Origin of the sequence: Catellatospora methionotrophica, from assembly GCF_011297335.1 — a bacterium.
Taxonomy (GTDB): Bacteria; Actinomycetota; Actinomycetes; order Mycobacteriales; family Micromonosporaceae; genus Catellatospora; species Catellatospora methionotrophica.
In genome coordinates, this window is record NZ_JAAOTJ010000001.1 from 1,496,571 (window position 1) to 1,522,271 (window position 25,701).

Consider the following 25,701-nt stretch of genomic DNA (forward strand, 5'->3'; position numbering starts at 1 on the left):
GCCGGTCACCCGTTAACCGCTGAACTCCTTCATCGATACCCGGCACACCGGCTCGCCCTCGACCACGACCGCGTGCACCTCCCGGTAGCCGGGACCGGCCTCCTTCGTGGTGATCCGGAAGAACGGGTCGCCGTCGCCGACGGAGGCGAAGTTGTCCGGCAGGTCGACCTCGGCCAGCGAGTTCCACTGGTGCTCGTCGCGGAACGTCGGGGCGGCGTCGTCGGTGAACTGCCGGTAGTTCTCCCCCAGCCAGACGGCCGCGGCGCGGGTGCAGGAGCCGTAGTAGGTGCTCTCGTAGTCGTGGCGGGCCGAGGCGTAGCCGCCGACGAGCGGGCTGAAGTAGGAGTACTCGTACGGGTAGATGCGGGCGGAGGCGTACAGGGCCTCGCCCTGGCCGAGCACGGCCGCGCCGATGAGCGCCCAGGCCAGCGCCGTGCGCCCGGAGTCGAACGACTCCCGGGCCCAGCGCACCAGCAGCACCGCCGCGAGCACGATCATGCCGGGCGCGACGAACAGGAACTGGCGCAGGCTGTTGTACAGCGTCGAGTGCGCGCCGATGATCAGCGCGAGCGGCAGCAGGATGTACGCCCCGACGAGCAGCATCCGCCCGTCCAGCCGCTGCCGCCGGACCAGCGCCACGACGGCGGCGACCGCGGCGGCCACGGTCAGCGCGACCACGGGCAGCGGCGAGCCGATGACCAGCCACCAGGGGGCGTAGTACCAGGGCAGCTGGGTGGACCGGACCATCTCGCCGCCGAACAGGATCTCGTTGTCCCAGTCGTACTTCGCCATCGACTCGACCGACGACATCAGGCCGTCGGTCGGGTTGGTCAGCAGGAACGGCCAGAACAGCGACATCACCAGGTATGCCGTGGTGCCGATGGCGAGAATCGCGGTGAGCTGGTTGGTCAGCTCGGTACGCAGCTCGCGCCCGCGCAGCCGGTGGCCGCGCCGGACCCAGAACCCGAGGCCGACCAGCCCCAGCAGCCCGAACCAGAGCAGCGCGTTGACCCGGATCGAACCGGCGAAGCCGATCGCCGCGCCGATCCCGGCCAGCTCCAGCACCTCGAACCGGCGGTTCGGCTCGGACCAGCGGCGCATCAGCCGCAGCACCAGCCACAGCACCAGCACCATCGCCGCGGCCAGCGGGATGTCCTTGGAGTTGTTCATCATCTGGCCGGTGTAGCGGGGGTACAGCGCCAGCCCGACGGCGGCGGCCAGGCCCGCCCACGCGCCGAGCCGCCCGCGCCCGGCCAGCTCGCGCGCCGCCAGCGCGGTGACCAGCATGCCGAGCACGCCGAACAACCCGCAGACGATGGTGCGTGTGGTCCAGATCTCACCTGACAGGTGCTGGAAGAACGCCACGATCAGCTCGAACCCGGCGCCGTGCTGGGGCATGTAGATGTAGTCCGGGAAGTCGAGGAACGAGCGGTCGGCGGTGCCGGACAGGTAGAACTTCAGCACCCGGGCGCCGTAGTCGTCCTGCATGTACTCGTCGTAGGTGCGGCCGTGGAAGCGGCCCTGCGCGACGGTGAACCAGGCCATCACCAGCAGCAGGGCACCCAGCAGCAGGTGCGGCAGCCGCTCGCGCCACCACGGGGCGGCAGGCGGGGCGGCGGGCTCTGGGGCGTCGTCCGGGCTCGCGGTCACCGGCTCGACGTCGACATCGGACACGAACTGCTCCTGAGGTATGGGAACGGGCGGGCCGGTCAGCGCCAGGCCCCCGGCGTGCGGGAACCGCGTCGCCCGGATCGACGGGATTGCCCACCGCAAGATTGTCGCCCAGCCCGCCGCCGAGCACCAGCCGCACGGGCGAGCGTCCCCCGCCCCGCCGCACCACGAGCAGCGGCGCTGCTCACGTGCGGGCGCCACGCGCAGCCACGCTGCTCAGTGAGGCAGTGCTCCGCCGAGCAGCCGGACCGTGAAGGCGCCGGGCTCGCGCTGCAGGGAGACGTACGCGCAGACCTGGTGGGCCAGCCACATGCCCCACCCGCCGGGGGCGCGGCCGGGCATCAGCCCGACGAACGGGTCCGCCGGGCCGGTGCCGCCATCGGTCACGGTCACCACGATGCGGCCCGGGGACGCCCACAGCCGCAGCCGCACCGGCGGGCCGCCGTACAGCAGCGCGTTGGTGACCGTCTCGGTGGTCGCCAGCATCAGGCCGCTGAGATCGTCCTCGGCCAGGGCCGCGGTCGCCTGCACGGCCGCGAGCGCCCCGCGGGCCTGCGCGGTCGTCGGGTCGCCCAGTTCGATCGCGGGCGCGGTGTCCTCCAGCGGGTCACGCCAGGACGCGACCCCGGCGACCGCCGCGGACGGGTCGCCGTAGGCGAGGTTGGCGTGGTGGCCCCGCGGCGTCGCGATGTGCGCGTGGGTACGCCGTACGTGGTCGAGCACGTCGTCGGGCGCGGTCCGGGTGTCGTACGGGCACAGCCCCCACATCGGGAAGTCGTCGTACGCGTGGTTCACGGCGGCCTCGTAGCGCGCCCACCACTCCCACGGCACGCCCGTGCCCGGATGCGGCACGTCGCCGGTGACCCGGATCTGGGCCGCCCCGGCCGCGACGTACGAGGTCATCAGCTCGCGGTAGCGCTTGATCGCCAGCGCCGGGCGGCGGTACTGGTCGTCGCCCCGGACGAAGGTCACGCCACTGTCGCGGCCCATCGCGTCGCGGACCAGGCGTTCCCGGGGCTCGTCGAACACGGCCAGCGTGGGCTCGCTCGCGGCGACGCCGTCGGCGAGGAAGGGCACGACGACGGAGAGGAACTCGTCGTCGGAGGCGTAGAAGGCAGTCTCGTGGAAGAAGCCGCGGTGGTCTGCCGCCGCGCCCGTTCTCACGGCCCCTGCTTCCACATGCTCGACTCCCTGCACGTCAGGCACGTACCCATGACGCGTGCGCCCAACCTAGCACAGGCATGTGAGCCTGCTTCCGGTTCGCCCACCAGGGGGAACGGCCTCAGCTGAGCGGTTCGCCGCACAGGTGCGCGTAGACCCCGGCGACCTGCAGCACCCGCAGCGCCATCCCGGCCGTGTTGACCAGGCGCAGGCCGCGTCCCGCGCTGACCGCGTCGTTACGGGCCCGGACGAACGCCCTGATACCGGACGAGTCGATGAAGGTCACCTCGGTCATGTCCACCTCGACGGCCAGACCCGGGTGCTCGGCCGCCGCCGTGGCCAGCCAGCCGAGCAGGTCGTCGGCGACGGCCAGGTCGACCTCACCGGCCAGCGCCACGCGCACCACGCCGCCGGTGGCGAGGACGTGGTGGCTCAGCTGGGGTGGTGGCACGCTCACGCGAAAGTTTGTAGCACACCTTACCGGCGGGGCGCTCCTGCCGGGTCACCCGCCGACGTGGATGCCGGGCCGCCGGGCGGGGTCGGCGTCGCGCTCACGCAGGATCTCCCGGACCACCGGCGGGGTGTCGCCACGGCCGAGGAACAGGTAGCGCAGCAGGTGTGTCAGCGGCGAGCCCTCCGACCACTCGAAGTAGCAGTGCGGGCGTACGCCGGTGGTGTCGCGCAGCGCGAGCAGGATCGCGGCGATGGCGTTCGGCGCGGCCGGAGCCGACGCCCGCAGCACCCGGTAGGCGCCGATCTGTACGCCCTTGACCTGCAGCACGTCGGCGAACATCGACGGGTCGACCACCTCGATCTCCAGGAACAGCACGTCGGCGGCCCCCGGCACGGGGTTCATGCCGCGCTGCTCGCGCTCCTTGGCGGAGTACTCGGCGACGTCGCCCGCCTGGCGGCGGTTGGCGATCAGGTTGAGCTGCCCGTCGTGGGCGATCGAGTCGGTGACGTACTGACGGGCGCGGGTGTCGAACTCGATGTGCTTGACGCGCAGCTCGGTCGTCCGGGCGGCCCGCGAGATCAGGGAGATCACGACGATCGCGAGGATGAACAGGGCCGAGATGGCGATGCCGTCCGGCTTCTCCCGGATGTTCTCCCCCAGCGCGTACACCAGCACGAGCGTGAGCACCGCGAACCCGGCCGAGGCCAGCTTGCGGCGGTAGCGGATGGCCGAGATGGTGACCGCGACACTGCCGGAGACCATCATCGCCAGGATGCCGGTGGCGTACGCCCCGGCCTGCGCCTCCACGTCCGCGCCGAAGGCGATCGTCACGCCCACGCAGACGACCGTGTAGACCAGCACCACCGGCCGGACCGCGCGGGCCCACTCCGGCGCCATGCCGTAGGACGGCAGGTAGCGGGGCACGATGTTGACCAGTCCCGCCATCGCCGACGCCCCCGCGAACCACAGGATCAGGATCGTGCTGATGTCGTAGACGGTGCCGAAGCCCTCGCCCAGGTGCTCGTGCGCGAGGTAGGCCAGCGCCCGGCCGTTGGCGGGCCCGCCGGGCTGGAACGCGGCCGCCGGGATCAGCACCGTGGTCACGAAGCTGGTGAGCAGCAGGTACACCGACATGATCAGAGCGGCGACGGTGAGCAGCTTGCGGGTGTTGCGGACCCGCGACGCCATGCGGGCGCGGCCGTCCTCGCCGGCGGCGGCGACCAGGGGCATCATGCTCACGCCGGTCTCGAAGCCGGACAGGCCCAGCACGAGCAGCGGGAACGCCAGCACCGCCGGGCCGAGCATGCCGCCGAAGCCCCGCCCGCCGGTGGTCAGCGCATCGGTCCAGGACGACCACGCGCCGGGCGTGGTGAACACCTCGACCAGGCCGTACACCGCGATGATCGCGTTGAGGCCGAGGAACACCGCGACCAGCGGGATCGCGACGCCGACGGCCTCGCTGAAGCCGAGCAGGAACACCCCGCCCAGGATCAGCAGCAGGACCACGGTGATGGTGACCGCGTGGCCCTCCAGGAAGTGCGGGGCGAGCGGGTTCTCCAGCAGGTGCACGGAGGCGTCGGCGGCCGACAGGGTGATCGTGATGATCCACGAGGTGGCCACGAACCCGAGCAGGACCAGCACGAACGCCTTGCCCCGCCAGAACGGCAGCAGGTCCTCCAGCATCGCGACCGAGCCCTGCCCGTGCGGGCTCTCCTTGGCCACCCGCCGGTACATCGGCAGCATGCCCAGCAGCGTCAGCGCCACGATCAGCAGCGTCGCCAGCGGGGACAGCGCCCCGGCGGCGGTCGCCGCGATCGCGGGCAGATACGCCAGGGTGGAGAAGTAGTCGACGCCGGTCAGGCACATCACCTTCCACCAGGACTGTGGCTTGGCGTGGCTCTCGTCGGCCTCGGGGCCGACCGGCTGCACCCGGTGCTCCAGCAGCCAGCCGCCGAGCCGCCCGGCGGGCGCGTGCGCCCCCTCGGGGCTGTCGACGACGGCGGGAACGGCGTACTCGACGGCCTTGCCGGTGGCGGTGTCGCTGCTCATGACTTCGGATACCCCAGTGAACGAACCTGACTCGCGAACAGGCCACACCCTAGGCCGACCCGTCACGCCCCACGCACCCGGTACACCGCCGTTCAAGATCGCTCGACGCACTGCTGTCGGGCTCGCGACGACGCGTCGTCCGGGTGGCCCCGCCGCCCCTATCGTGCAGTGGCCCCACCTCGTATCCCGTTGCCGCAGAAGGACCACCCATGCCGCTCCACCCCCGCCGCGCCGCCCTGCTGCTGATCCCGATCCTCGCCCTGACCGGGGCGGCGTCGGCCTGCAAGTCCGGCGGCGACGCCCCGTCGGCCGCGCCGAGCGCCGTCACCGTGCTGACCCCGTCGCCGGAGGCCCCGGCCAGCGCCGCGCCCCCGGCCGTGCCCACGCCCACCTGCGCCGAGGTCAAGGACGCCATGGTGCGCGGCCTGATCGACCCGTACTACGCCTTCGGCAAGGACGGCGCGCCGCTGACCGAGGGCATGTTCTCCGGCGAGGACGGCCTGGTCCTGGCGGTGCAGAAGCCGTGCGCGACCGGCGACCTGGGCGGCGAGATCGGCACCGTCACCGTCGGCACGATCATGAGCAGCATCGTCGACACCACCGGCCGCTACTGGGGCGTCATGCTGTGCGCCAAGCCGGAGGACCGGGCGCAGTGCGTGGTGCACTTCGTGCTCGGCGACCGCGACCCGATCGAGTCGGTCAGCGTCGCCGACCGGAAGCTCACCCTGGTCTACCTGACCCGCCCGGCCGACGCCGGATCCGCCGTGGTCAGCGTCAAGCGCACCGCCGTGTACGCCGTCGACGGCTCCATCCTCAAGGAGCAGTCCCACACCGACGAGCCGTACACGCCGTGACCGCCGCCTGGCAGGTCCCGCGTCGTCACGGGACCTGCCAGGCGATCACCGGTCCGCGGCGGCGACGATGCCGTTGATGGTCGGGGTGTCGAAGAAGACGTGCAGCGGCAGGTCGACGCCGAGCCTGCGGCGCAGCCGGGCCGCGATCTTCGTGACGGTCAGCGAGTGCCCGCCAAGGTCGAACAGGTCGTCGTCGGGCCCGATCTCGCCGTGCCCGAGCACCTCCCGCCAGATCTCGTACACCTGCAGGGCCAGTCCGGTGTAGGGCCGCTCCGGCGCCTGCGGCACCAGCGGCGCGCCGGTCAGCCCCACGAGCGCGGCCCGGTCGAGTTTGCCGTTGGCGTTGCGCGGCAACTGCTCGACCAGGGTGAACACCGACGGCACCAGGTATCCGGGCAGCCCGGCCGCCAGCTTCTCGCGCAACCGGACCGGGTCGGGCGCGCCGACGACGTACGCGACCAGCGCGTCCCCGTCCGGCGACGCGGTGACCGCCGCGTCCACGACCGACTCCGCCGCCCGCAGGTGCGCCTCGACCTCCCCCGGCTCGATCCGGTGCCCGCGCACCTTCAGCTGGTCGTCGGCCCGCCCGTGGAACTCCAGTGCCCCGTCGGGCAGCCGCCGCACCCGGTCTCCGGTGCGGTACAGCCGCCCCCACGCCGTGTCCACGAACCGCTGCGCGGTCAGCTCGGGGCGCCCCAGGTATCCGCGGGCGACCCCGGACCCGCCCAGGCACAGCTCCCCGACGACGCCGTGCGGCACCGGCCGCAGGGCCGCGTCCAGCACGTACGCCGTCGTGTTGGCCAGCGGGCGGCCGATGGTCACCTGGCCGTCCCCGGTCAGGTCGGCGGCGGTGGACCACACCGTCGTCTCCGTCGGGCCGTACAGGTTGACCAGCCGCCGGGTCCGTGACCGCAGTTCGGCTGCCAGCGGCGCGGGTAGTGCCTCGGCCCCGCAGACCGCGACGACGCCCGGCTCGGCGAATCCGGCGTCGAGCAGCCGCCGCCAGGTCGACGGTGTCAGGTGCGCGTGGGTGACCCCGGTCAGGCGCAGCAGTTTCAGCAGCAGCTCGCCGTCGCGCGCCTGGTCGGCGGTGGCCAGTACGACCGTGCCGCCGGTGACCAGCGGCAGCCACAACTCCGGCACCGACATGTCGAACGCCGCCGACGCCACCGCCAGCCACACGTCCCCGGGCCCGGTCGGCACGACCTCGGGCAGCGCGTGCAGCAGGTTCACCACCCCGCGATGCTCCACCGCCACACCCTTGGGCTGCCCGGTCGAGCCCGACGTGTAGATCACATAGCAGAGCCCGGGTTCGTGTCGCGCGGACGCGGCGGTCTCGACCAGCACGGTCGCGCCGTCGGCGTCGGCGGTGAGCATCAGGGCGGGGCGGGCGTCGGCGAGCAGGCCCTCGCGGCGGGCCGCCGGGTGTTCGGGGTCGAGTGGCAGGTAGGCCGCGCCGGTGCGCAGCACGCCGAGCAGCGCGGGCAGCAGCCGTGACGTGCGGGGCAGGCACACCGCGACGAGGTCGCCGGGGCCGGTGCCGCGTTCGCGCAACTGGGCCGTGATCGCGGTGGCCTCCGCGTCGAGCTGGGCGTACGTCATCGCGCTGTCGGCGGCGACGACCGCGATGGCGTCCGGCCGGGCCGCGATCCGCGCGTCGACCAGCTCGTGCAGGGTCTGCGGCCCGGCGACGGCGCGGCTGGTGTCGTTCCACAGGGTGAGCAGGTCGTGTTCGGACGCGTCGAGGATGTCGAGGTCGTGCACGGGTGCGTCGGGACGGCCGGCGAAGCCGTCGAGCAGCGTGCGCAGGTGCCCACCGATCCGGGCCGCGTCGGCGGGGTCCAGGCGGGACGGGTCGACGTGCAGCAGGACGGGCAGTTCCGCGGCGCCGGGGTCGTCGAGCACCTGGACGTGCAGCGCGTTACGGGCCGCGTGGTGGTATGCCGTCCACTCGACCCGCACGACCAGCCCGGCGAAGACCGGCGTGGGCCGGACCCGGCGGCGATAGCTGATCGACACGGGGGTGAGCGCGGCACGCGGAGCCAGTCCGGACACGGCCCGCGACAGCGGCACCGCGCGCAGCGGGTACGTGGCCCGCAGCCCCTGCCGCACCGCCGCGACCCGTTCGCGGACCGTCAGCGGGTCCGCCGGATCGGCCGCCGGGATGCCCACGGGCAGCTCGTTGACGTACAACCCGACCCGGTCGTGCGCGTCGGCGGCACGGGTCCCGAGGTCGACCCCGATCACCGGAACCGGGTCGCCATACCGGTCGAGCAGCGTCAGCAGCCCCGCGAGCACCACCTCGAACGCTGTCGCGCCCAGCTCGGCGGCGGCCGCCCGGACCGTCGCCGCGTCCAGGTCCAGCGGCACGACCACGCCCGGCCGCGACCCGGCCGCCGTGGTCCCGCGCAGCCCCGGCAGGCTCGGCTCGCCCGGCGCGCGGTACACCCGCGCCCAGTGCTCGACGGCCTGCGCCAGCGGCTCCGGCGACACTGCCGCCTCGACCGGGCTCACCGCGGCCCGCTCCGTCGCGGAATACGCGGCCCCGAGGTCGGCGAGCAGGATCTCCTTGGACTCGCCGTCGAAGACCAGGTGGTGGGCGACGATCAGCAGCAGGTGGCGGTCAGGTCCGGCGGGCACCAGGTCGAACCGGATCAGCGGCCCGCTCACCAGGTCGAACGGGGCGACGGTGCGCTCCCGGACGAACGCCGCGAGATCATCCGGCGTCCCGCCGACCACCAGCGACGGCGCGTCGGCTGCCGGAGTCAGCAGCAATTCGCCGTCCAGCTCGGTGAACGTGCACGAGAGCACCGGGTGCCGGGCCACCGCCGCCGTGCACGCGTCCGCGAGCCGGGCCGGGTCGAGCGGGCCGTCGAGCCATACCGGCAGGGGCATGTGGTAGGCCGTGGCGGCCAGGCCGAGCCGTTCGGTCAGCCACATGCCGTGCTGGGCGGGGGTGGCGGTGCTCATCGCGGGACCTCCTGCGGTGGTACGGGGACGAGCTCGCGCACCGCGCGCTCGAACAGTTCGGTGACCCGCCCGGCGAGGTGGTCCATCTCGGACCGGTCGAAGGCGTAGTGGTTCCACAGCAGGTGCGCGACCAGGGAACCGTTCGGGTGCTCGACCACGGCCAGCTCGGGTGCCTGGAGGTCCGGCAGGCCGCCGGGGGTGGGCCAGTCCGCGTCGAGGGCCCGGGGCAGCTCGAACGACTCCGACTCCAGACCGGGCAGGTGCGCCTGGCCGCCCCAGGTCTCCACCCGCAGCCAGGCCGCGCCGGTATGCCGCAGGTAGAACTCGGCGAACGGATAGTGCTGGTGGTCCAGCGCGTCCAGCACGATGCGCCTGGTCCGGGCCAGCAGGTCGGCCGCGGACGGGCCGCCGGAGGTGTCGACCCGCAGCAGCAGCGACTGGCTCAGGCAGCCGATCAGGGTCTCGCTCTCGGGCCGGGAGCGGCCGGGGACCGGGGACATCAGCACGATGTCGTGCGTGCCGGTACGTTCGGCCAGCGCCGCCGACCAGCACGACGCGATCAGCATGAACGGGGTCGCGCCGTGGGCCGCCGCGGCCTTGCGCAGGCCGTCGCCGAGCGTGTCCGGCAGCGGGAACTCCAGTGCGGCACTGCGCAGCCGGACCGCCTCCCGGCGGCCGTGGAACGGCTCCAGGTGGGCGGGCGCGCCGTCGAGCACCCGCCGCCAGTGCGGCAGGGTGGTCTCCCAGCGCTGCCGGGTGTACGCGACGAAGTCCCGCAACGGCGTGCCCGCCGTGGCGGCCGGGAGCCCGGTGCCGCCGCGCAGCGCCGCGTACGCGACGCCGATCTCGCGCAGCAGCGGCCCCATCGACGCGCCGTCGCAGACCAGATGGTGTACGGCCAGCCCCAGCACATGGTCGTCGGGCCCGACGGTGGCGAGCACGGCCCGCACCAGCGGCCCGCGTACCGTGTCGAATCCGCCCTCCCGGTCGGCCCGGCACAGCTGACCCGCATGGTCGAGGTCGCGGGCCGCGACGGCGGTCACCACCGGCGGGCAGTGCGCCAGCACCCGCGCCCGGTGCCGCCCGTCCGGCGCCCGGTCGAACACCGTCCGCAGCGCCTCATGCCGATCCGCCACCATGGCCAGCGCCCGCTCCAGCACCCCCGCGTCAAGCTCGTCCCGCACCCGGATCCCGACACTGATCGGCCCGACATCCCGAGGCTCCCCCGTAGCCCACATCCACGCGAGCATGCTCTCCTGCGTAGACGCCAACGGCATCTCCCCGCCCGCCGCCGCCCCCGGGGCATGATCGCTGTTTCGGGTCGAAACCTGCGGTCCGACCTCACTTTCTGACCCGAGATACCGATCATCGCCGCCAGCCGACCCCGCCCCGCCGGACAGGAGTTCGGCCTGGGCGGCAAGGACGGGGGTGTCGAAGATGAGGGAGACGGGGACGTCGCGGGTGAAGTGGGCGGTGGCGAGGGCGGCGAGGCGGGTGGCGCGCATGGAGTCGCCGCCGAGGGCGAAGAAGTCGTCGCCGACGCCGACCTGCGGGACCCGCAGCACCTCGCGCCACAGCCCGGCCAGCGCGGTCTCCGCCGCGGTGCGGGGCGCGACCCGGGCCGGGGCCTGCGCGAACACGTCCCGCAGCACGGCCTTGCGGACCTTGCCGCCGTCGTTGCGCGGCAGCTCGGGCACGACGACGATCCGGGTGGGCAGCTCGTAGGGCGCCAGCCGCTCGGCGAGGAAGCCCCGCAGCCCCGCCAGCGCGGACGGGTCGCGCAGTTCGACAGCGGCCGCGACCGTCGCGCCCATCACCGGGTGCGGCAGCCCGAGCACGGCCGCGCCGGTCACGGCCGGGTGCTCGTGCAGCGCCGCCTCGACCCGCAGCGTGGACACCCGGTGCGCCCCCGCGTTGACCAGATCGGACTCCCGGTCGACGAGGAACAGGTAACCGTCGGCGTCGTGGTAGCCGAGGTCCCCCATCCGCACCCAGCCGTCCCGGAACACGGCGGCACTCGACGCGGCGTCACCGTGGTACGCCCGCACCGCGTCCCCCGCGCGCAGCCACACCTCCCCGGTCTCCCCCACGCCGGCGACGGTCCCGTCGGCGGCGAGAATCCGCAGCTCCGCCCCGCCTTCGGCGCGCCCGACCGACGCGGGCCGGTCAGCATCGAAGACCATGCTGGTGTACGCGGGCGCGGCCTCGGTCGACGTGTAGTTGTTGACGATCACGGCTTCCGGCAGGGCGTCGGCGAGCGCGCGGGCCACGGCGGGCGGCAGCGCGGCGGCAGTACACGACACGAGCTGCACGTCGTCGAGGTCGCAGCGGCTGAACACGCCCGCCTCCAGCAGCGCGCTGGCCATGGCGGGCACCAGGAACAGGGTGCCCGCGCCCAGGGCCTGCGCCGCGCGGGCGTACGCCCAGGGGTCGAAGGTCGGGACGGTGACCAGCGTGGGCCGCGCGACCAGCGCGGTGACCAGCATCGTCTGCGCGGCGTTGGTCCCGATCGGGAACGCGTGCAGCGCGTGCCGCGAGTGTGCCAGCGGCGGCCGCGCCGGGTCGAGCCCGTGGGTGAGGCTGGCGTGGCTGGCCGCGACGCCCTTGGGCGTGCCGGTCGTGCCGGACGTGTAGACGATCTGCGCGGTCTGTTCGGGCTGGACGGTCGGCAGCGGCCCGGTCTCACCGGCGTCCAGCTCGGACAGCGCCCAGCCGCCCGCGCCGACGACGACGCGCGCCCCCGCGTGGTCGAGCAGTTCCCGCAGCCGGACCTCGGGCGAGGCCGCCGACAGCGGCACGGCGACCGCGCCGATCCCGGTGACCGCCGCGTACGCGACCGCGAAGTCCAGCCACCCGTCCCCGCCGAACACCAGCCCGACCCGGTCGCCGGGCGCGACGCCCTTGCCGAGCAGCCCGTGCCCGGTGGCCACGGCACGGCGGTGCCACTGCGATGAGGTGAGCCCCGCACCCTCCCCGCCGGCCAGGCACAGCGCGACGTGTTCGGGTCGCGCCGCCGCCAGAGCGGCCAGCAGTCCGGGGAGGGTGCGAGGCGTCATCGGATCACAGCAGCCAGAGCGGTACGGCCGCGGCCAGTGCCTGCGCGCCGGTGTCGTTCGGGTGGATGTGGTCGCCGCTGTCGTACGCGGGCAGCACCTTGCTCGGCGCGGCCGGGTCACGCAGGATCTTGTCGAAGTCGACGAGCCCGTCGAACTCGTTGTCGCCCCGCAGCCAGGTGTTGACCGCCTGGCGGACGGCCTCCTTCTCCGGCGTCCACGTCGAGTAGCCCTCGAACGGGCCGAGCGTCGCGACGACGGTCCGCAGGCCGCGGTCCTTGGCCTGGATCGCGAGCTGGCGCAGCCCCGCGATGATCCGGTCGGCCGGGTCGCCGGACAGGTGCACGTCGTTGATGCCCAGCTCGACGAAGACGGTGCGCACGCCGGGCTGGCTGAACACGTCGTCGTCGAGGCGGGCCAGCGCGCTGTCGCCCAGGGCCGGGGAGTTGATGGCCAGGCCGTCGCGGGTGACCTGGTTTCCGGCGAGGCTCACGTTGAGCACGCCGGGGTCGCCCAGCGCGGGCCAGGTGGTGGTGATGCGCCCGGCCAGGTAGTCCGGCCAGCGGGTGTTCGCGCCGAGCGTGGCGCCCGACCCGTCGCTGATCGAGTCGCCGAGCACGACCACGGTGCCCAGGCCGGTGGCGGTGAACGCCTCGATCCCGGCCAGGTAGTAGAAGTGGTTGTACGCGGCGGTCTGCCCGGTGCCGTCCACGCTCTCGGCCTTGTCACCCGCGTAGACGTACGAGGTCTGGCGGGCGGTCCAGTGCCAGGAGGTGGCCCCGGTGGCGACCGGCAGGTAGAGCGTCACGGCGACTTCCGTGGTCGCCGACACCGGCAGGTCGATCGGGTCGGTCAGCAGCTCGGCGCCCTTGTAGACGACGGCCGACTCGCTGCCGTTGAAGGTGATCTCGCGGATGCTGCCGGGCTGCAGCGTCGGCGAGCCGGGCGTGGCCGGCAGGCCGATGCTGGCGTGGCCGATGGTCAGCGGCCCGGTGCCGTGCGCGTTGGTGATCCGCAGCCGGACCTTCGACCCGCCCAGCGAGACCCGCACGAGCTGGCGGATCGACTGGTCGGCGAAGCCGTTGAGCGAGCTGCCGGTGTTGGCCAGGCTCGGCGCGGTGAGTGCGGTCCCCCAGGTCCCCACCCAGCGCTCGGGCAGGCCACCGGAGGCCGGGCCGGCCGCGGCGACCAGGGTGGTCGCGAGCAGGCCGAGTCCGGCGAGACCGGCGGCGACGCGCCGGCCGAACCGGCTCGTCCCGGCACGCGGCGACGTGCCGCGTGACGTGGTTTCTGTGATCACTAGTGGAACCTCCATCGATTCCCGAGGGGGATGCGGCGAGCTGCCGACGCGATCACGATGCCAATAAATAGTTAAGTTTCTTACGTACAAAGAATCGATCACTCATGCCGTTCGGCTGATTTAAATGGCCTCATCTATCGATGGCACGTCGGCGATGGGCCGCCCGGGGGGCGCCGGGCGGCCCATCGCTTATCCCTGAGGGGCCAGGGCCCGTGCGCCCGCGGGCTCCCGCAGGCACGATTCGACGAGGTCGGCGGCGCGGGCCGCACCGCCCGCGGCCAGCACCTCGGCCCGCATAGCGGCGACCCCGGCCGCGATGCGCGGGTCGGTGTCGACCCTGGTCACCGCGTCGCGCAGCCGTCCCGGGGTGAGCCCGTCCAGGTTCAGCGACGCGCCGATGGCCGTGTCGACGATGCGTGCGGCGTTGAGGTCCTGCTCCAGGGTCCGGGCCACGGCCACGTGCGGCACTCCGGCCTGCACGCCCTCCATGACCCCGCCCAGCCCGCCGTGCGAGACGAACACCCGCGCGTGCGCCAGCACCGACAGCTGCGGCACCACCGGCATCACCTCCACATTGGGCGGCGGCGACCCCAGCGACGCGGGATCGAGGCGGCGGCCCACGGCCAGCACCACATGCCATGGCGTATCCGCGAACGCCTCGAACACCAGCCGGTAGAAGTCGGGCCAGTGGTTGTTGAGCGTGCCCAGCGACACCAGCGCCACCGGCGCGCCGTCGCGGGGCGGCGACCAGTCCGGGTCCCCGGCGCGCGGTGTCGTGCACGGCCCGACGAACCCGAAGTCGTCCCCGAACGCGGCACCCGAGTACTGGAACGCGCGCGGCAGGAAGGCCAGGTGACGGGCCACCCGCGGGGCCAGGAACTCATCGGCGGGCAGCGTGCTCAGCCCGCGCCCGGCCAGGAACCGCTCCAGGCGCAGCGTGTACTCGGCCAGCGTCGGATGGGTGAGGTCGACCGGCACCGCCTCGCCGAGCGACCACGGCCCCGCCGACACGATCATCGGCCAGAGCTGGACGGCCGGGATGCCGTGGGTGTGCGCGTAGACGTGCCCTGCGAACGCCATCCGGTCGAACAGCACCAGGTCCGGCGGGTCGGCCAGCAGCGCGGGCTCCAGCTGGGGCAGGGTGTGCTCGGCCTCGGCGAGGAAGTTGAGCAGGCTCCGTCCGATGTGCTCGGCGCGGGCGGGCGTGCGTGCCGCCGGGTCGGTGTCGCCGGGACGCGTCGAGGTGTACGGGATCACCCGCGCCCCCGCCTCGGCCACGTATCCGGCCCGGTCCGCGGTGGCCGCGTAGCTGACCCGGTGCCCGCGCCGCACCAGCTCGGACACCACACCCAGGGTCGGGAACAGGTGCCCGAGCGCCGGGATGTTGAAGAACATGATGTGTCTACCCATGCTGCGCTCCCACCGCGAACACCGCGGGCGTCGCGCCCTCGGACAGGTCCCGCAGCACCGCGACGAGTTCGGCCGCCAGCGCGGCGGCGGTGTCCGCGGTGAACAGGCCGGTGTCGTAGCGCAGGGTCAGTTCCAGGCCGCCGGGTTCACGCCAGGCGTCCACGCCGAGGTCGTGCAGGATCTGCGGCGCGGCCTGGGCGAACGGCCGCCAGTGCGGATCGGCCGTCCCTGCGCTGGTATGGGTGTGCAGCGCGGCCGTCACCTGGAAGACCGGCGTGCGGGAGCGGTCGGCGTCCGGATCGACCGCGGCGACGACCTGCCCGAACGGCACCGCCTGCCGGGCCAGCGCGTCGATGCTCGCGGCGCGTACCCGGCCCAGCAGCTCGCCGAGGTCCGGATCACCGGACAGGTCGGCCCGCAGCGCGATCGTGTTGGCGAACAGGCCCACCGTGCGCTCGGTCTCCTCCAGCAGACGTCCGGACACCGGCATGCCCACGCACAGGTCGGTCTGCCCCGAGCGGCGCGCGAGCACCACCAGCAGCGCCGTGACCAGTGCCATGTACGGCGTGACGCGCCGCTGCCGGGCGAAGCGGTCCAGCGCGTCCGCGACGGGCGCGGGGACGTGCACGTCGATCTGGGCGCCGCGCAGGGTCTTGGCCGGTGGGCGGGGCAGGTCGGTGGGCAGCGCCAGCGGCGGCACCCCGCGCAGCCGGTCGGCCCACCAGGCCAGATCCGCGTCGCCGGTGGTGTCGGCGCACTGCCAGGTGGCGAAGTCGGCGTACCCGATGAAGGGCTCGGGCAGCGGCTCGCCCCGGTAGAGGGCGGCGGCCTCGCGCTGCAGGATCATCGTCGACTCGCCGTCGGCGAGGATGTGGTGCACGGCAAGGCACCAGACGTGGTCGCCGGGGCCGAGGCGGATCAGCCGGGAGCGCACCAGCGTGCCGCCGTGCAGGTCGAGCAGCGCCCCGGCCAGCTCCGCGACCAGTTCCCGCGCGCGGGCGACCGGGTCGGCCTCGCCGGACACGTCGAGCAGTTCCGTCGCCAGGCCGCCGGGCGGCGCGATGACCTGCCACGGCCCGTCGGGACCGACGGCGAACGTGGTGCGCAGGACGTCGTGCCGGTCGGCGAGCGCGTCGACGGCCGCCGTGAACGCCGGGACGTCCAGGGGCGCGGTGATGCGGTCGGCGATCACCACGATCGGCGACGCGTCACCGTCGTACGCGGTGCACAGGTGCCACCAGCGCTGCTGGAGCAGGGACAGCGGAGCGGTGCCGGACGGGGTGGCGCGACGCGGGATGACCTGCACTCAGCCCACCTCCTCGTCGCCGCGCGGTGCTTGCAGATCCATCGACGTCCTGCCTGTCCTACGGCGGAACCGGCGGTCGCCCCGCGCCGGAGGTCATCCACGCATGGGCATATAACTGATAGCACGTTTGACGCTTACTGCAAAGATTCTTTCCAGAACTGATCCCCGATCCGGACGGCATGTAGGCATCCGTCCGATATGGCCTGTCGCAGCAGCGGCTCGACCCGTCCGGGGAGCGCGCCGAGCCGGTGCACGGGCACGAAGCGCCGCAGCGCGCCGGGCGCGAGGGTGCGCAACGCCGCCGCGCCGCGTACCGAGCGCAGGGCCCGCTCCACCGCACCGGCGTCGCCCAGCACCGCCCACGCCGCGATCCCGTAGCAGAACGCGGCCAGCCAGAGCTGGAGCAGCAGCGAATCGGCGACCACCCGGCGCAGCCTGCCGGTGGGATCGGCCCTCGCGACGGTTTCGGCATACCGCTCCAGCAGGTCCGGCACGGTCAGGCCGGACGGGGCGAGGAAGGCGTCGGCCAGCACCGAGCGCCAGCCGTCGCCGTCGGGCACCTGGCACACCACCACCCCCTCGAACAGCGGCAGGTGCGGGACCATCGGAGGCACGAGGACCCGGGACCAGTCGCCGGGCGGGCCGCCGAACAGCGCCGACCGGCGAGGCCCCATCAGCACGTCGTTGCCGACCAGCGAGTCGCCCTGCTCGTGCTCGGCCAGGTTCGGGCAGCTCACCAGCGGGGTCAGCCCGTTCGCGCGGGCGAATCGCAGCAGCAGCACGTCGTCGGGCTCGCCCGGCTCGGCCGGGAACGCCGCGAGCGCGTGTGCGACCGCGGTCGGCAGGACCACGGCGGTCGTCGGCACGTACGGGTCGAGCAGCGGCACCCAGCCCGCCCCGGCCAGCGCGGCCAGCCGCACCGCCGGTGCGGTGCGCGAACCCCACTCGGTGAACAGGCACAGGACGCTGTCCGGCTGGGCGGCCACCGCCGCGCGGACCAGGCGCGCGAAGCCGGGCGCGAGCCGCATGTCGTCCTGCACCAGCAGCCGGTGCGTACAGCCGGGATCGGCGCCGCGCCAGGCCAGCCGCGCGACCCGCAGCGCACTGCGCGGACCGTCGGGCTCGGGGTCCTCGACGACCTCGAAGTCCAGCCCGGGCTGGCTCGCGGCCAGGGCTTCGGCCTCCGGCCGGCGGCGCGGGTGCCCGGTGACCGCGGCCGAAATCGACGCGTGCATTTAACTATCTTAACTGTTAAGTTTTTTGATGTTACCGGCTGTCGAGAGGACGTCACTATGAGGCCCCGACTGCGCCGGTGGCTCGACCTCGTCGGCCTGCTCCGCCACGCGGGCACCGGGCCGGTCGCCCTCGCGCTGGTCGTCAGCGTCGCGTTCGGGCTGGCCCCGATCGTGTTCATCGTCAGCATGGCGGTGCTGCTGGCCAGGGTGCCCGCGGTCGCCCGGGGCGAGGCCGCGCTGGGTGCCGCCGTCGCGCTGACGCTGGCCGCCCTGGTCGCCCAGCAGCTGCTCGGCCCGTTGCAGACCGCGCTGGCCGAGCTGGTCTCGCGGCGCGTCGACGGGCACTGCGTGCAGCGGGCGCTACGGGCGGCGTACACCGACGCGCCGGTCGCGGCCCTGGAGCGGCCCGGCACGCTGGACCTGCTCGCCGACGTGCGCACCGCGATCGACCGGGCCAGCCCGTCACCCGGCGACGCCGCCGCGGCGCTGCCCGCGCTGCTGGCCCGCTACACCGGGCTCGCCGGGGCGGTCGTGCTCATCGGGGTGGTGCTGTCGCCGCTCGCCGGGCTCGTCGTCGCGGTGACCGCACTGGTCATCCGGTTCGGGCAGCGCGGCTCGCTGGGGCGGTTCGCCGCCGCGTGGGACGCGCTGTCGCCGCAGCGGCGACGGCTGGCGTACACCCGCACGCTGACCACCGGCACCGACGCCGCCAAGGAGATCCGGGTGCTGGGACTGCTCGGCTTCCTGACCGCGCGGCTGGAGACCGAGCACCGCGGCTACCTCGATCCGATCTGGAGCATGCGGCGGCGGCTGCTGCTGTGGCCGTTCGTCGGCTTCACGCTGGCCGGTCTCGTCGGCGCGACGCTGGCGCTGACCGCCGTCGCACGGGCGACCGCCGGTGGCGAGCTGGACCTGCTCGGCTACGCGGTCGCGGTGCAGGCGGTGCTGATCCCGATCCGGTTCGGCGTCTACTTCCCCGAAGCCGACGTGCAGACCCAGTTCGGCGGCCGCGCGCTGGCCGCCCTGACCGGCTTCGAGCAGGCCGTGCGCGGCGAGGCCCTGCCCGGCAGCGCCGCCGCGCCCGCGCCGCGGCGCGAGATCAGGTTCAGCCGGGTCGGCTTCGCTTACCCCGGTGGGCGGCGCGTGTTCACCGACCTCGACCTGAGCATCCCCGCCGGGCGCTGCACCGCGATCGTCGGGCTCAACGGCGCGGGCAAGACCACCCTGGTGAAGCTGCTGACCCGCTGCTACGACCCCGACAGCGGCGCGGTCACCGTCGACGGCCTCGACCTGCGCGGCTTCGACGCCGCCTCCTGGCAGCGCCAGCTCGCCGTCATCTTCCAGGACTTCAACCGGTACGAGCTGAGCGCGGGCGAGAACATCGGCCTCGGCGCGGGCACACCGGCCGACTGGCACGCCGCCGCCGCGCGCGCCGGAGCGGGCGACCTGCTCGACGACCTGCCCGCCGGGTGGGACACCCCGCTGCACGCCCGCTACACCGGCGGCCGCGACCTGTCCGGCGGCCAGTGGCAGCGCGTCGCCCTGGCCCGCGCCCTGCACGCCGTCGACCGGGGCGCCCGCCTCCTGGTGCTCGACGAACCCACCGCCGCCCTCGACGTACGCGCCGAGGTCGAGTTCTTCGACCGCTTCCTCACCCAGACCGAGGGCCTGACCAGCGTGATCATCTCGCACCGCTTCTCCACCGTGCGTCGCGCCGACCAGATCCTGGTGCTGTCCGACGGGCACGTCGTCGAACGCGGCGACCATGACACGCTGCTCGCGGCGGGCGGACACTACGCCGAGATGTTCGCGCTGCAGGCCAGCCGGTTCCGCGACGACGTGGCGGCCGTCGCATGACGACCCTGCGCACCGCGCTGCGTTTCGTGTTCGGCCTGGCCTGGGCCGCCGACCGGCGCAAATTCACGATCGGGCTCGGCCTGATCACCGGCGGCTACCTGGCCACCCCGTTCATCGGCTTCCTGCTGCGCGACTTCACCGACGCCGCGCTGTCCGGCGCGACCGGGCCCGCCACCGCGCTGGCCGCAGGGGTCGCCGCGCTGCTCGTGGTGGAACTGATGCTCGGCCACTTCGCGCACCTGTACTACTTCGAGGTCGGCGAGCAGGCCGGGACCGTGCTCGACCAGCGGCTGCTGACCCTGGCCCACGGCCAGGCGACCCTGGCCCACCTGGACGACCCCGGCTACGCCGACACCCTCGCGCTCGCCGCCCAGGACGCCGCCCAAACCCGGCAGTCCCTGGAAGGGCTGCTGCACCTGGGCGGCCTCGTGCTGCGGGCGGCGGTCACCACCGTCATCCTGGCCGCCGTCGACCCGTGGCTGGCCCTACTGCCGGTGGCCGCCGTGCCACCGGTGCTGGTCGCCCGCCGCGCCGCGAAGCTCGCCGAGCAGGCCCGCGAGCAGACCGCCGAGGCCGGGCGGCTGTCCAGTCACCTGCTGGCGCTGGCCGCCGACGCCGACGCGGTCAAGGAGATCCGGCTGTGCGGGGCGGACGAGTTCCTGCTCGCCCGCCAGGCCGACTCCTGGGCACACGCCACCGACGTGCGCTGGGCCGCGTACTGGCGGGCCGGGCTGCTGCGCGGCTGCGGGCAGCTGCTGTTCGCGTTCGCGTACGGCGGGGCGATCCTGCTGGTGCTCAGTCGGGCCGTGGACGGCACCGCGACCGTCGGCGAGGTCGTGCTCGTGGTGACCCTCGCCGTGCAGATCAGCGTGCAGGTGGCCGGGGCGATCGGGCTGCACGCCACTGTCGCCGCCGCGGCGCGCACCGCCGAGCGTTTCGCCGAACTGGCCGCCGCCACACCCGAGCCGGCACCCGCGGCAGCACCGGCTCCCCGGCGGCTGCGGCACGGCATCCGGCTGTCCGGCGTGACGTTCGCCTACCCGGGCGCGGCCACCCCGACGCTGCGCGACATCGACCTCATCCTGCCCGCCGGGTCGACGGTGGCCCTGGTGGGCGAGAACGGCGCGGGCAAGAGCACCCTGGTCAAGCTGCTCTGCGGCCTGTACGCCCCGACCTCCGGCACGCTCACCGTGGACGGCGTGGACCTGGGCCGCCTGGCGGCCGGATCGTGGCACCGCCGGATCGCGATGCTGTTCCAGGACTTCGCCCGGCTGCACTGGACCGTCCGCGAGAACGTCGGTGTCGGCGAGCTCACCCACCTCGACGACGACGCCGCGCTGCAGGCCGCGATCCACCGGGCCCGCGCCGGGCGCGCCGTCGACCAGGCCGGCGGCCTCGACGGCATGCTCGGCCGGGGGTACGCCGACGGCACCGAACTGTCCGGCGGCCAGTGGCAGTCACTCGGCCTGGCCCGGTCGCTGATGCGGCCGCGGCCGCTGCTGCTGGCCCTGGACGAGCCAGCCGCCGCGCTCGACGCCCACGCCGAGAACGCCCTGTTCACCCGCTTCGCCACGGCTTCGCGCCGGGCAGCCCGGGGCACCGGGGCGATCACCCTGTTCGTCTCGCACCGCTTCTCCACGGTGCGCGCCGCCGACCTGATCGTCGTCCTTCGCGACGGCACCGTCGCCGAACTGGGCGACCACGACGAGCTGATGGCCCGCCGCGGCCTCTACCACGACCTGTTCACCCTCCAGGCCAAGGCATACGCCTGACGGGGAGGTCGGATTTGCGACGGGGCCTAGGCAACTCGGGTCGATCAACTTACCGTGTCGGCCATGACCGCCTCTCCGCTGCGCCACGCCGCCCCTGGCGACGGCACGCGTGCCCATAGCCGTCCGCACCGCAACGCCCGCACCGCCGTCGCCGTCGCCGGTGTGCTCGCCATCGCCCTGCTGGGCACCGCCGCCTGCGGCAAGAAGGGCGACCCGCAGGCCACCGCCAGTGCCAACACCGTGATCACGGACAGCCCCGGCACGAGCGCGAGCGCCCTGCCCTCCGCCTCGGCCGCCGCGACCGCGCAGTCGTCGCCGACCAGCGGCAGCGGTAACGGCAACGGCAACGGGGCGCCGAGCTTCCCGAAGACGGCCAAGGACTACGGCCTGGCCACGCTGGCCGCGTGGGCGTCGGGCAGCAAGTCCAAACTCGACCAGTACGCCGTGCAGGCCGCGGTGGCGCAGTTCATGGGCCACGGCAAGCCCAACACCCAGTGGACCAACCTCAACTGCGAGGTGTCGGGCTCCGGGCGGACCGCCTGCAACTACCGCAACGCGCACGGCGACGACGCCCGGCTGACCATGGAGGACACCCAGCTCGGCCACCCGACGGCGACCGTCGACGTGTTCCTCAACCGCACGGACTACGCGACCAACGCCGCCGGTTACGTCGGCTACTTCATGGCCGCCTGGGGCGACGGGAACAAGCAGCGGATGGCGCGCTTCTCCAGCTCGTCGATCGCGAACATGTTCTCCGGCAAGACCCCGCCGACCGGCAGCCAGACCGAGGCGACGCAGAACGGCGGCACCTGGACCGTGAAGGTGACCGGACTGCCGCTCGGCTCCGGGAACTGGACGTTCACCGTCAGCGGCGGCAAGCTCGGCAACGGCAACGCGATCACCGCGGTGAAGTTCGACTGAGTCAGGCCAGCCGCAGGGTGACGTAGGCGACGTCCTCGTCGTCCGGCAGATACCGCGAGACCTCGACGAACCCGGCGGCCTGCGCGAACCGCAGGCCGCCGGTGTTGGCCTCCCACACGATCGTTTCGATTCCGTCCCCGCCCAGCTCCCGCGCGTGCCCGAGGGCGTGGTCGTAGAGCTGCCGCCCGATCCCTGCCCGCGATGCTCCGGCAGCACGCGGACGATCACGACGGCCGCCGCGCCGGGCTCGGCCGGGGGCCGCACCGTGCTGTTGCCCACCAGCACCTCGTCCCGGTACGCCACGTCGAGGCGGTTGCGGCCCAGCCGCTCGCGAACCTCGTCGAGGCTCAGCGGATCGTTCGGGATGACCACGTTGTGCGCGTACCGCCAGTCCGCGATCTCGGTGTCGGTGCGCACCGGGCGGACCTGAAGAGCTGCCATGGGGGCAGCGAACCGCATGGCCCCTGTCATGGTCAACGCCATTCGGCTCGGCAGGGCCGTCGTCGCGCGGATCGGCCGCATAGACTGGTCATGATCGGATGACGGATGACGCGAGGGGCGACAGGTGTCCGCAACTGACCGGGAGCAGGCGCTGCCCGACGCCCCGCCGATCCTGAGCGACGTGCCGGGTTCGTTCACGTGGCGGGTGCTGCACGACCGGCATCCGGCGATCATCGAGCAGGTCACCGCGGCGTTCCCGTACCCGCCGCGCATCCGGGCGGCGCTGGCACGGCTCGCGACAGACGCCGTGTCGGGCACGGTCGAGCCGCTGCCCGCCGACGCGCACGACGCCGCCGACTGGGCCCGCTGGAGCGCGCCATACCTGGGCATGAGCTGGTACGACGTGCCGTTCCTGTGGGCCGAGAACTACTTCTACCGGCGGCTGCTGGAGGCCGTGGAGTACTTCCGGCCCGGCCCGTGGCGGGGCCTCGACCCGTTCACGCCGCAGAAGTCGGCGGAGCTGGCCGACCCGGCACTCGACGCCGACCTCGCCGCACTGGCCGGGCTGCATGGCAGGCCCGCCGAGGAGCAGCTGACCGCCGCCGTCGACGCCGCGCTGTGGGGTAACCGCGCCGACCTGGCGACCCGCGTGTCCGACCCGGACGCCGAGCACCGCAAGCAGGCCGCCGACCTGGTCGCCGACGACAGCGCGGCGCTGCGCGGGTTCCTGACCCCCGGCACCGGCGGCACGGTGTGCCTGGTCGCCGACAACGCCGGGCGCGAACTCATCCCCGACCTGGTGCTGGTCGACGTGCTGCTGCGCAACGGCCTGGCCGACCGGGTCGAGCTGCACCTCAAGCCCCAGCCGTACTTCGTCTCCGACGCGATGCTGCACGACCTGCTGTCCTGCCTGCGGCGGCTCGCCGACGCCGAACCGGCGCTGCGCGAGCGGCTGTGGGCGGCGCAGCGCGACGGGTCGCTGGAGGTCGTCACCGACGCGTTCTACTGCGAGCCGCTGAGCTATCACGACCTGCCGGAGGAGCTGGCCGGGCGGTTCCGGGCGGCGAAGCTGACGATCGTGAAGGGCGACCTGAACTACCGCCGCCTCGTCGGGGACCGGCACTGGCCGGCGGCGACTCCGTTCGCGGCGGTGACCGGCTACTTTCCGGGGGCGGTGGCGGCGCTGCGTACGCTCAAGTCTGAGGTCCTGGTGGGTGCGCCGGACGTCGCGGCGCTGGACGCCGCCGGGGTGGGCTGGCGGTTGGACGGCACGCACGGGCTGATCCAGGTGCGGGGCTGATCAGCGGCGGCCGAACAGGTTGCGCAGGTTCGCCACACCGATCGCCACGGCGGCGGCCACGGCGAGCACGCCGAACGCGAAGCGCAGGTTGGTGACCAGCAGCCAGGTCAGCCAGCCCACGGCGATCAGGATCAGCAGGCTGAGTCCGAACACCAGCAGGCGGCGGCGCAGCACGGCCTCGATGCCCATCACCAGCAGCACTGCCAGCGTGCACGCCACCACCAGCGAACCCTGCTCCAGCAGCAGCGCCAGGCCGATGAGCAGCAGCAGGACCGACAGCGAGGCACCCGACCAGAAGCGCAGCAGCGCGTTGGCAGGCGCGGCGACGTCGGGCACCTCGCGGTTGCGCAGGTGCGCGTGCGGCGGCGGCAGCGGCGGCAGCCCGCCGACCGCACGGAGCTGGTCGCGTTCGTTGACGGCGGCGCGGCGGCGGGCGCGCAGCACGGATACGGCCTGCTCCTGGGCGACCAGCGCGGCGGCCGCGCCGTCACCGCCGCGGCGGTTCGCGGTCACCGTCGGCGGCAGCAGTTCCAGCCCGGCCGACATGCGGCGCAGCTCCTCCTGCCCGTCGGCGATCTTCACGTCCAGCTCGCCGATGGTGTCCGTCAGCTGCTGCACCCGGTCCGCCCCGGCCCGGACGGCCCGCGCGGGGGTGGGCGGCACCTTGTCCAGCCCGGCCCAGCCGACCGGATCGCCCCACGAGGCCCGGATCGCGCCGCTGCGCTCGTAGCGTGGACCGGCGGGCGCGCGCTCGCCGCCGAACGGATCCGCGGTGTCCAGCCCCCACAGGCCCCGGTAGTCGCGCACCCACGGAGTAGCCGAGTCGATCAGGATCGGGGTCCAGGGGCGGCCGGTGCCGGGCCCGATGCGCGCCCCGTCGCCGCGCCGGTAGTCGACGTACGGGATGCCCAGGCCCTCGGCGACCTGGCCGCGCGTCCACGGGAACAGCAGCGCCCGGATACGGGTGACCACGGCGAGCACCCGTTCCAGCGCGGGCGGCTGCACCCGCACCAGGTAGTCGCCGGGCAGGTACGCCCCGGAGTGCGAGCCCGCGCCCGCGTTCGCGATCAGGTGCGTGCCGTCGACCCAGGTCAGGTCGGGGTCGTCGGGGCGGCGGCGCAGCTCGTCGCCGACCTCGTCGTGCGAGGACAGCGCCACCCAGGCCAGCTCGAACCCGTCGGGGCCGTCCGGCGAGGGCACCAGGTACAGGGTGAGCTGCTCCCAGTCGGACTCGTGGTCGTTGACGCCGCTGAAACTGGAGCGCCAGTCGTTCATCGCGTACAGGAACCAGTACTGCACGACGACGTAACCGCCGTCGGAGCTGACGTGGGCGTGGTACGTGTCGGTCTGCGGACCGGCGGCGGCGTACTGGCGCTGGACGGCGGCGGTCAGCCCGCCCGGGACCCGGCCGCGCAGGGTCAGCGACAGGCGCAGCAGCGAGTCGATGACCCGGCCGAGCAGCCCGACCGCGGCCAGCCGGGACACTCCGGTGAACTTGGGCCGGTCCGGCCTGCGCCGCCAGTCGCGCAGCTCACGGCGTTTCAGGCCGCGCGGGGCGTAGCGCAGGAACAGCGCCGCCTCGGGGTGGGCGCGGGCGGTGGCGGCCAGCCGTTCGGGGTCCAGCTCGCCGTGGTCGGCCAGCAGCGTCGGCGCGCCGCGCGAGGTGTGGTGCGAGGCCCACAGCGCCGCCCCGGCCAGGTAGGTCCCGACCGGCATCGGGAAGAACATCTCACCCGCGGTGAAACACAGCACCGGCTCGTAGCGCCGCACCAGCGCGCGCAGGTCCACTCCTGCGAGCAGCCCCGCACGGTCGTCTACGCCGGTCACCACCGTAGTGTCACAGCTCCGGCGCGCTCAAAGCGTCGAAACCGGCTCATACCAATCGGCCGGGCAGGCCTCGAACGGTCCGCTCACACCAACCGGCCGTCCGGGTCCCGCACGGTGGGC

16 protein-coding genes are annotated in these 25,701 nt (G+C 73.8%); 5 read left to right on the forward strand and 11 right to left on the reverse strand.

What is annotated here, in order from left to right:
- Nucleotides 1-12: 12 nt before the first annotated feature.
- The 4 genes from HAV40_RS06490 to HAV40_RS06505 form a co-directional block, all read right to left on the reverse strand.
- The gene (locus HAV40_RS06490; RefSeq protein WP_166379819.1) at nt 13-1,674 is read right to left on the reverse strand and encodes a hypothetical protein; all 1,662 of its coding nucleotides are present in this window, start codon (nt 1,672-1,674) and stop codon (nt 13-15) included.
- Between the two features lie 213 nt (nt 1,675-1,887).
- The gene (locus HAV40_RS06495) at nt 1,888-2,835 is read right to left on the reverse strand and encodes an anti-sigma factor RsbA family regulatory protein (RefSeq protein WP_166379820.1); all 948 of its coding nucleotides are present in this window, start codon (nt 2,833-2,835) and stop codon (nt 1,888-1,890) included.
- Between the two features lie 118 nt (nt 2,836-2,953).
- The gene (locus HAV40_RS06500) at nt 2,954-3,289 is read right to left on the reverse strand and encodes an STAS domain-containing protein (protein ID WP_166379821.1); all 336 of its coding nucleotides are present in this window, start codon (nt 3,287-3,289) and stop codon (nt 2,954-2,956) included.
- A gap of 45 nt (nt 3,290-3,334) precedes the next feature.
- On the reverse strand, nt 3,335-5,335 hold the full coding sequence (locus tag HAV40_RS06505; RefSeq protein WP_166379822.1) for an APC family permease: 2,001 nt from the start codon (nt 5,333-5,335) through the stop codon (nt 3,335-3,337).
- A gap of 209 nt (nt 5,336-5,544) precedes the next feature.
- On the opposite strand from HAV40_RS06505, the gene HAV40_RS06510 reads away from it, so the two are divergent.
- Nucleotides 5,545-6,189, forward strand: coding sequence for a hypothetical protein (locus tag HAV40_RS06510; RefSeq protein WP_166379823.1), 645 nt, complete (start codon nt 5,545-5,547; stop codon nt 6,187-6,189).
- Nucleotides 6,190-6,234: 45 nt separating this feature from the next.
- Here the strand turns inward: HAV40_RS06510 and HAV40_RS06515 are convergent, their stop codons facing one another.
- From HAV40_RS06515 to HAV40_RS06540, 6 genes are all read right to left on the reverse strand, one after another.
- Complete coding sequence (locus tag HAV40_RS06515) at nt 6,235-9,159, reverse strand: non-ribosomal peptide synthetase (protein WP_166379824.1); 2,925 nt, start codon at nt 9,157-9,159, stop codon at nt 6,235-6,237.
- Nucleotides 9,156-12,215: a class I adenylate-forming enzyme family protein gene (locus HAV40_RS06520; RefSeq protein ID WP_166379825.1), complete on the reverse strand. Its 3,060-nt coding sequence runs from the start codon at nt 12,213-12,215 to the stop codon at nt 9,156-9,158. The genes HAV40_RS06515 and HAV40_RS06520 overlap by 4 nt, the downstream gene beginning before the upstream one ends.
- Before the next feature lie 4 nt (nt 12,216-12,219).
- Entirely contained in the window at nt 12,220-13,512 is a 1,293-nt protein-coding gene (locus tag HAV40_RS06525; RefSeq protein WP_239086403.1) for an SGNH/GDSL hydrolase family protein, read from the reverse strand.
- 189 nt (nt 13,513-13,701) lie between these two features.
- Nucleotides 13,702-14,922, reverse strand: a complete 1,221-nt coding sequence (locus tag HAV40_RS06530) for a macrolide family glycosyltransferase (protein ID WP_166379827.1) — start codon at nt 14,920-14,922, stop codon at nt 13,702-13,704.
- Nucleotides 14,915-16,228, reverse strand: a complete 1,314-nt coding sequence (locus HAV40_RS06535) for a condensation domain-containing protein (RefSeq protein WP_166379828.1) — start codon at nt 16,226-16,228, stop codon at nt 14,915-14,917. Before HAV40_RS06535 ends, HAV40_RS06530 begins: the two co-directional genes overlap by 8 nt.
- 134 nt (nt 16,229-16,362) lie before the next feature.
- Entirely contained in the window at nt 16,363-17,463 is a 1,101-nt protein-coding gene (locus HAV40_RS06540; protein WP_166379829.1) for a hypothetical protein, read from the reverse strand.
- A gap of 57 nt (nt 17,464-17,520) precedes the next feature.
- On the opposite strand from HAV40_RS06540, the gene HAV40_RS06545 reads away from it, so the two are divergent.
- The 4 genes from HAV40_RS06545 (at nt 17,521) to HAV40_RS06565 (ending at nt 23,754) form a co-directional block, all read left to right on the forward strand.
- Nucleotides 17,521-19,320, forward strand: a complete 1,800-nt coding sequence (locus HAV40_RS06545) for an ABC transporter ATP-binding protein (RefSeq protein WP_166379830.1) — start codon at nt 17,521-17,523, stop codon at nt 19,318-19,320.
- Nucleotides 19,317-21,092 (forward strand): ABC transporter ATP-binding protein, encoded by a 1,776-nt coding sequence (locus HAV40_RS06550; RefSeq protein WP_166379831.1) that lies wholly within the window; start codon nt 19,317-19,319, stop codon nt 21,090-21,092. Before HAV40_RS06545 ends, HAV40_RS06550 begins: the two co-directional genes overlap by 4 nt.
- A 63-nt stretch (nt 21,093-21,155) precedes the next feature.
- Entirely contained in the window at nt 21,156-22,013 is an 858-nt protein-coding gene (locus HAV40_RS06555) for a hypothetical protein (RefSeq protein WP_166379832.1), read from the forward strand.
- Between the two features lie 565 nt (nt 22,014-22,578).
- Nucleotides 22,579-23,754 (forward strand): damage-control phosphatase ARMT1 family protein, encoded by a 1,176-nt coding sequence (locus HAV40_RS06565; protein ID WP_203671464.1) that lies wholly within the window; start codon nt 22,579-22,581, stop codon nt 23,752-23,754.
- Here the strand turns inward: HAV40_RS06565 and HAV40_RS06570 are convergent, their stop codons facing one another.
- Nucleotides 23,755-25,581, reverse strand: a complete 1,827-nt coding sequence (locus tag HAV40_RS06570; protein ID WP_166379833.1) for a hypothetical protein — start codon at nt 25,579-25,581, stop codon at nt 23,755-23,757.
- Between the last annotated feature and the right edge of the window lie 120 nt (nt 25,582-25,701).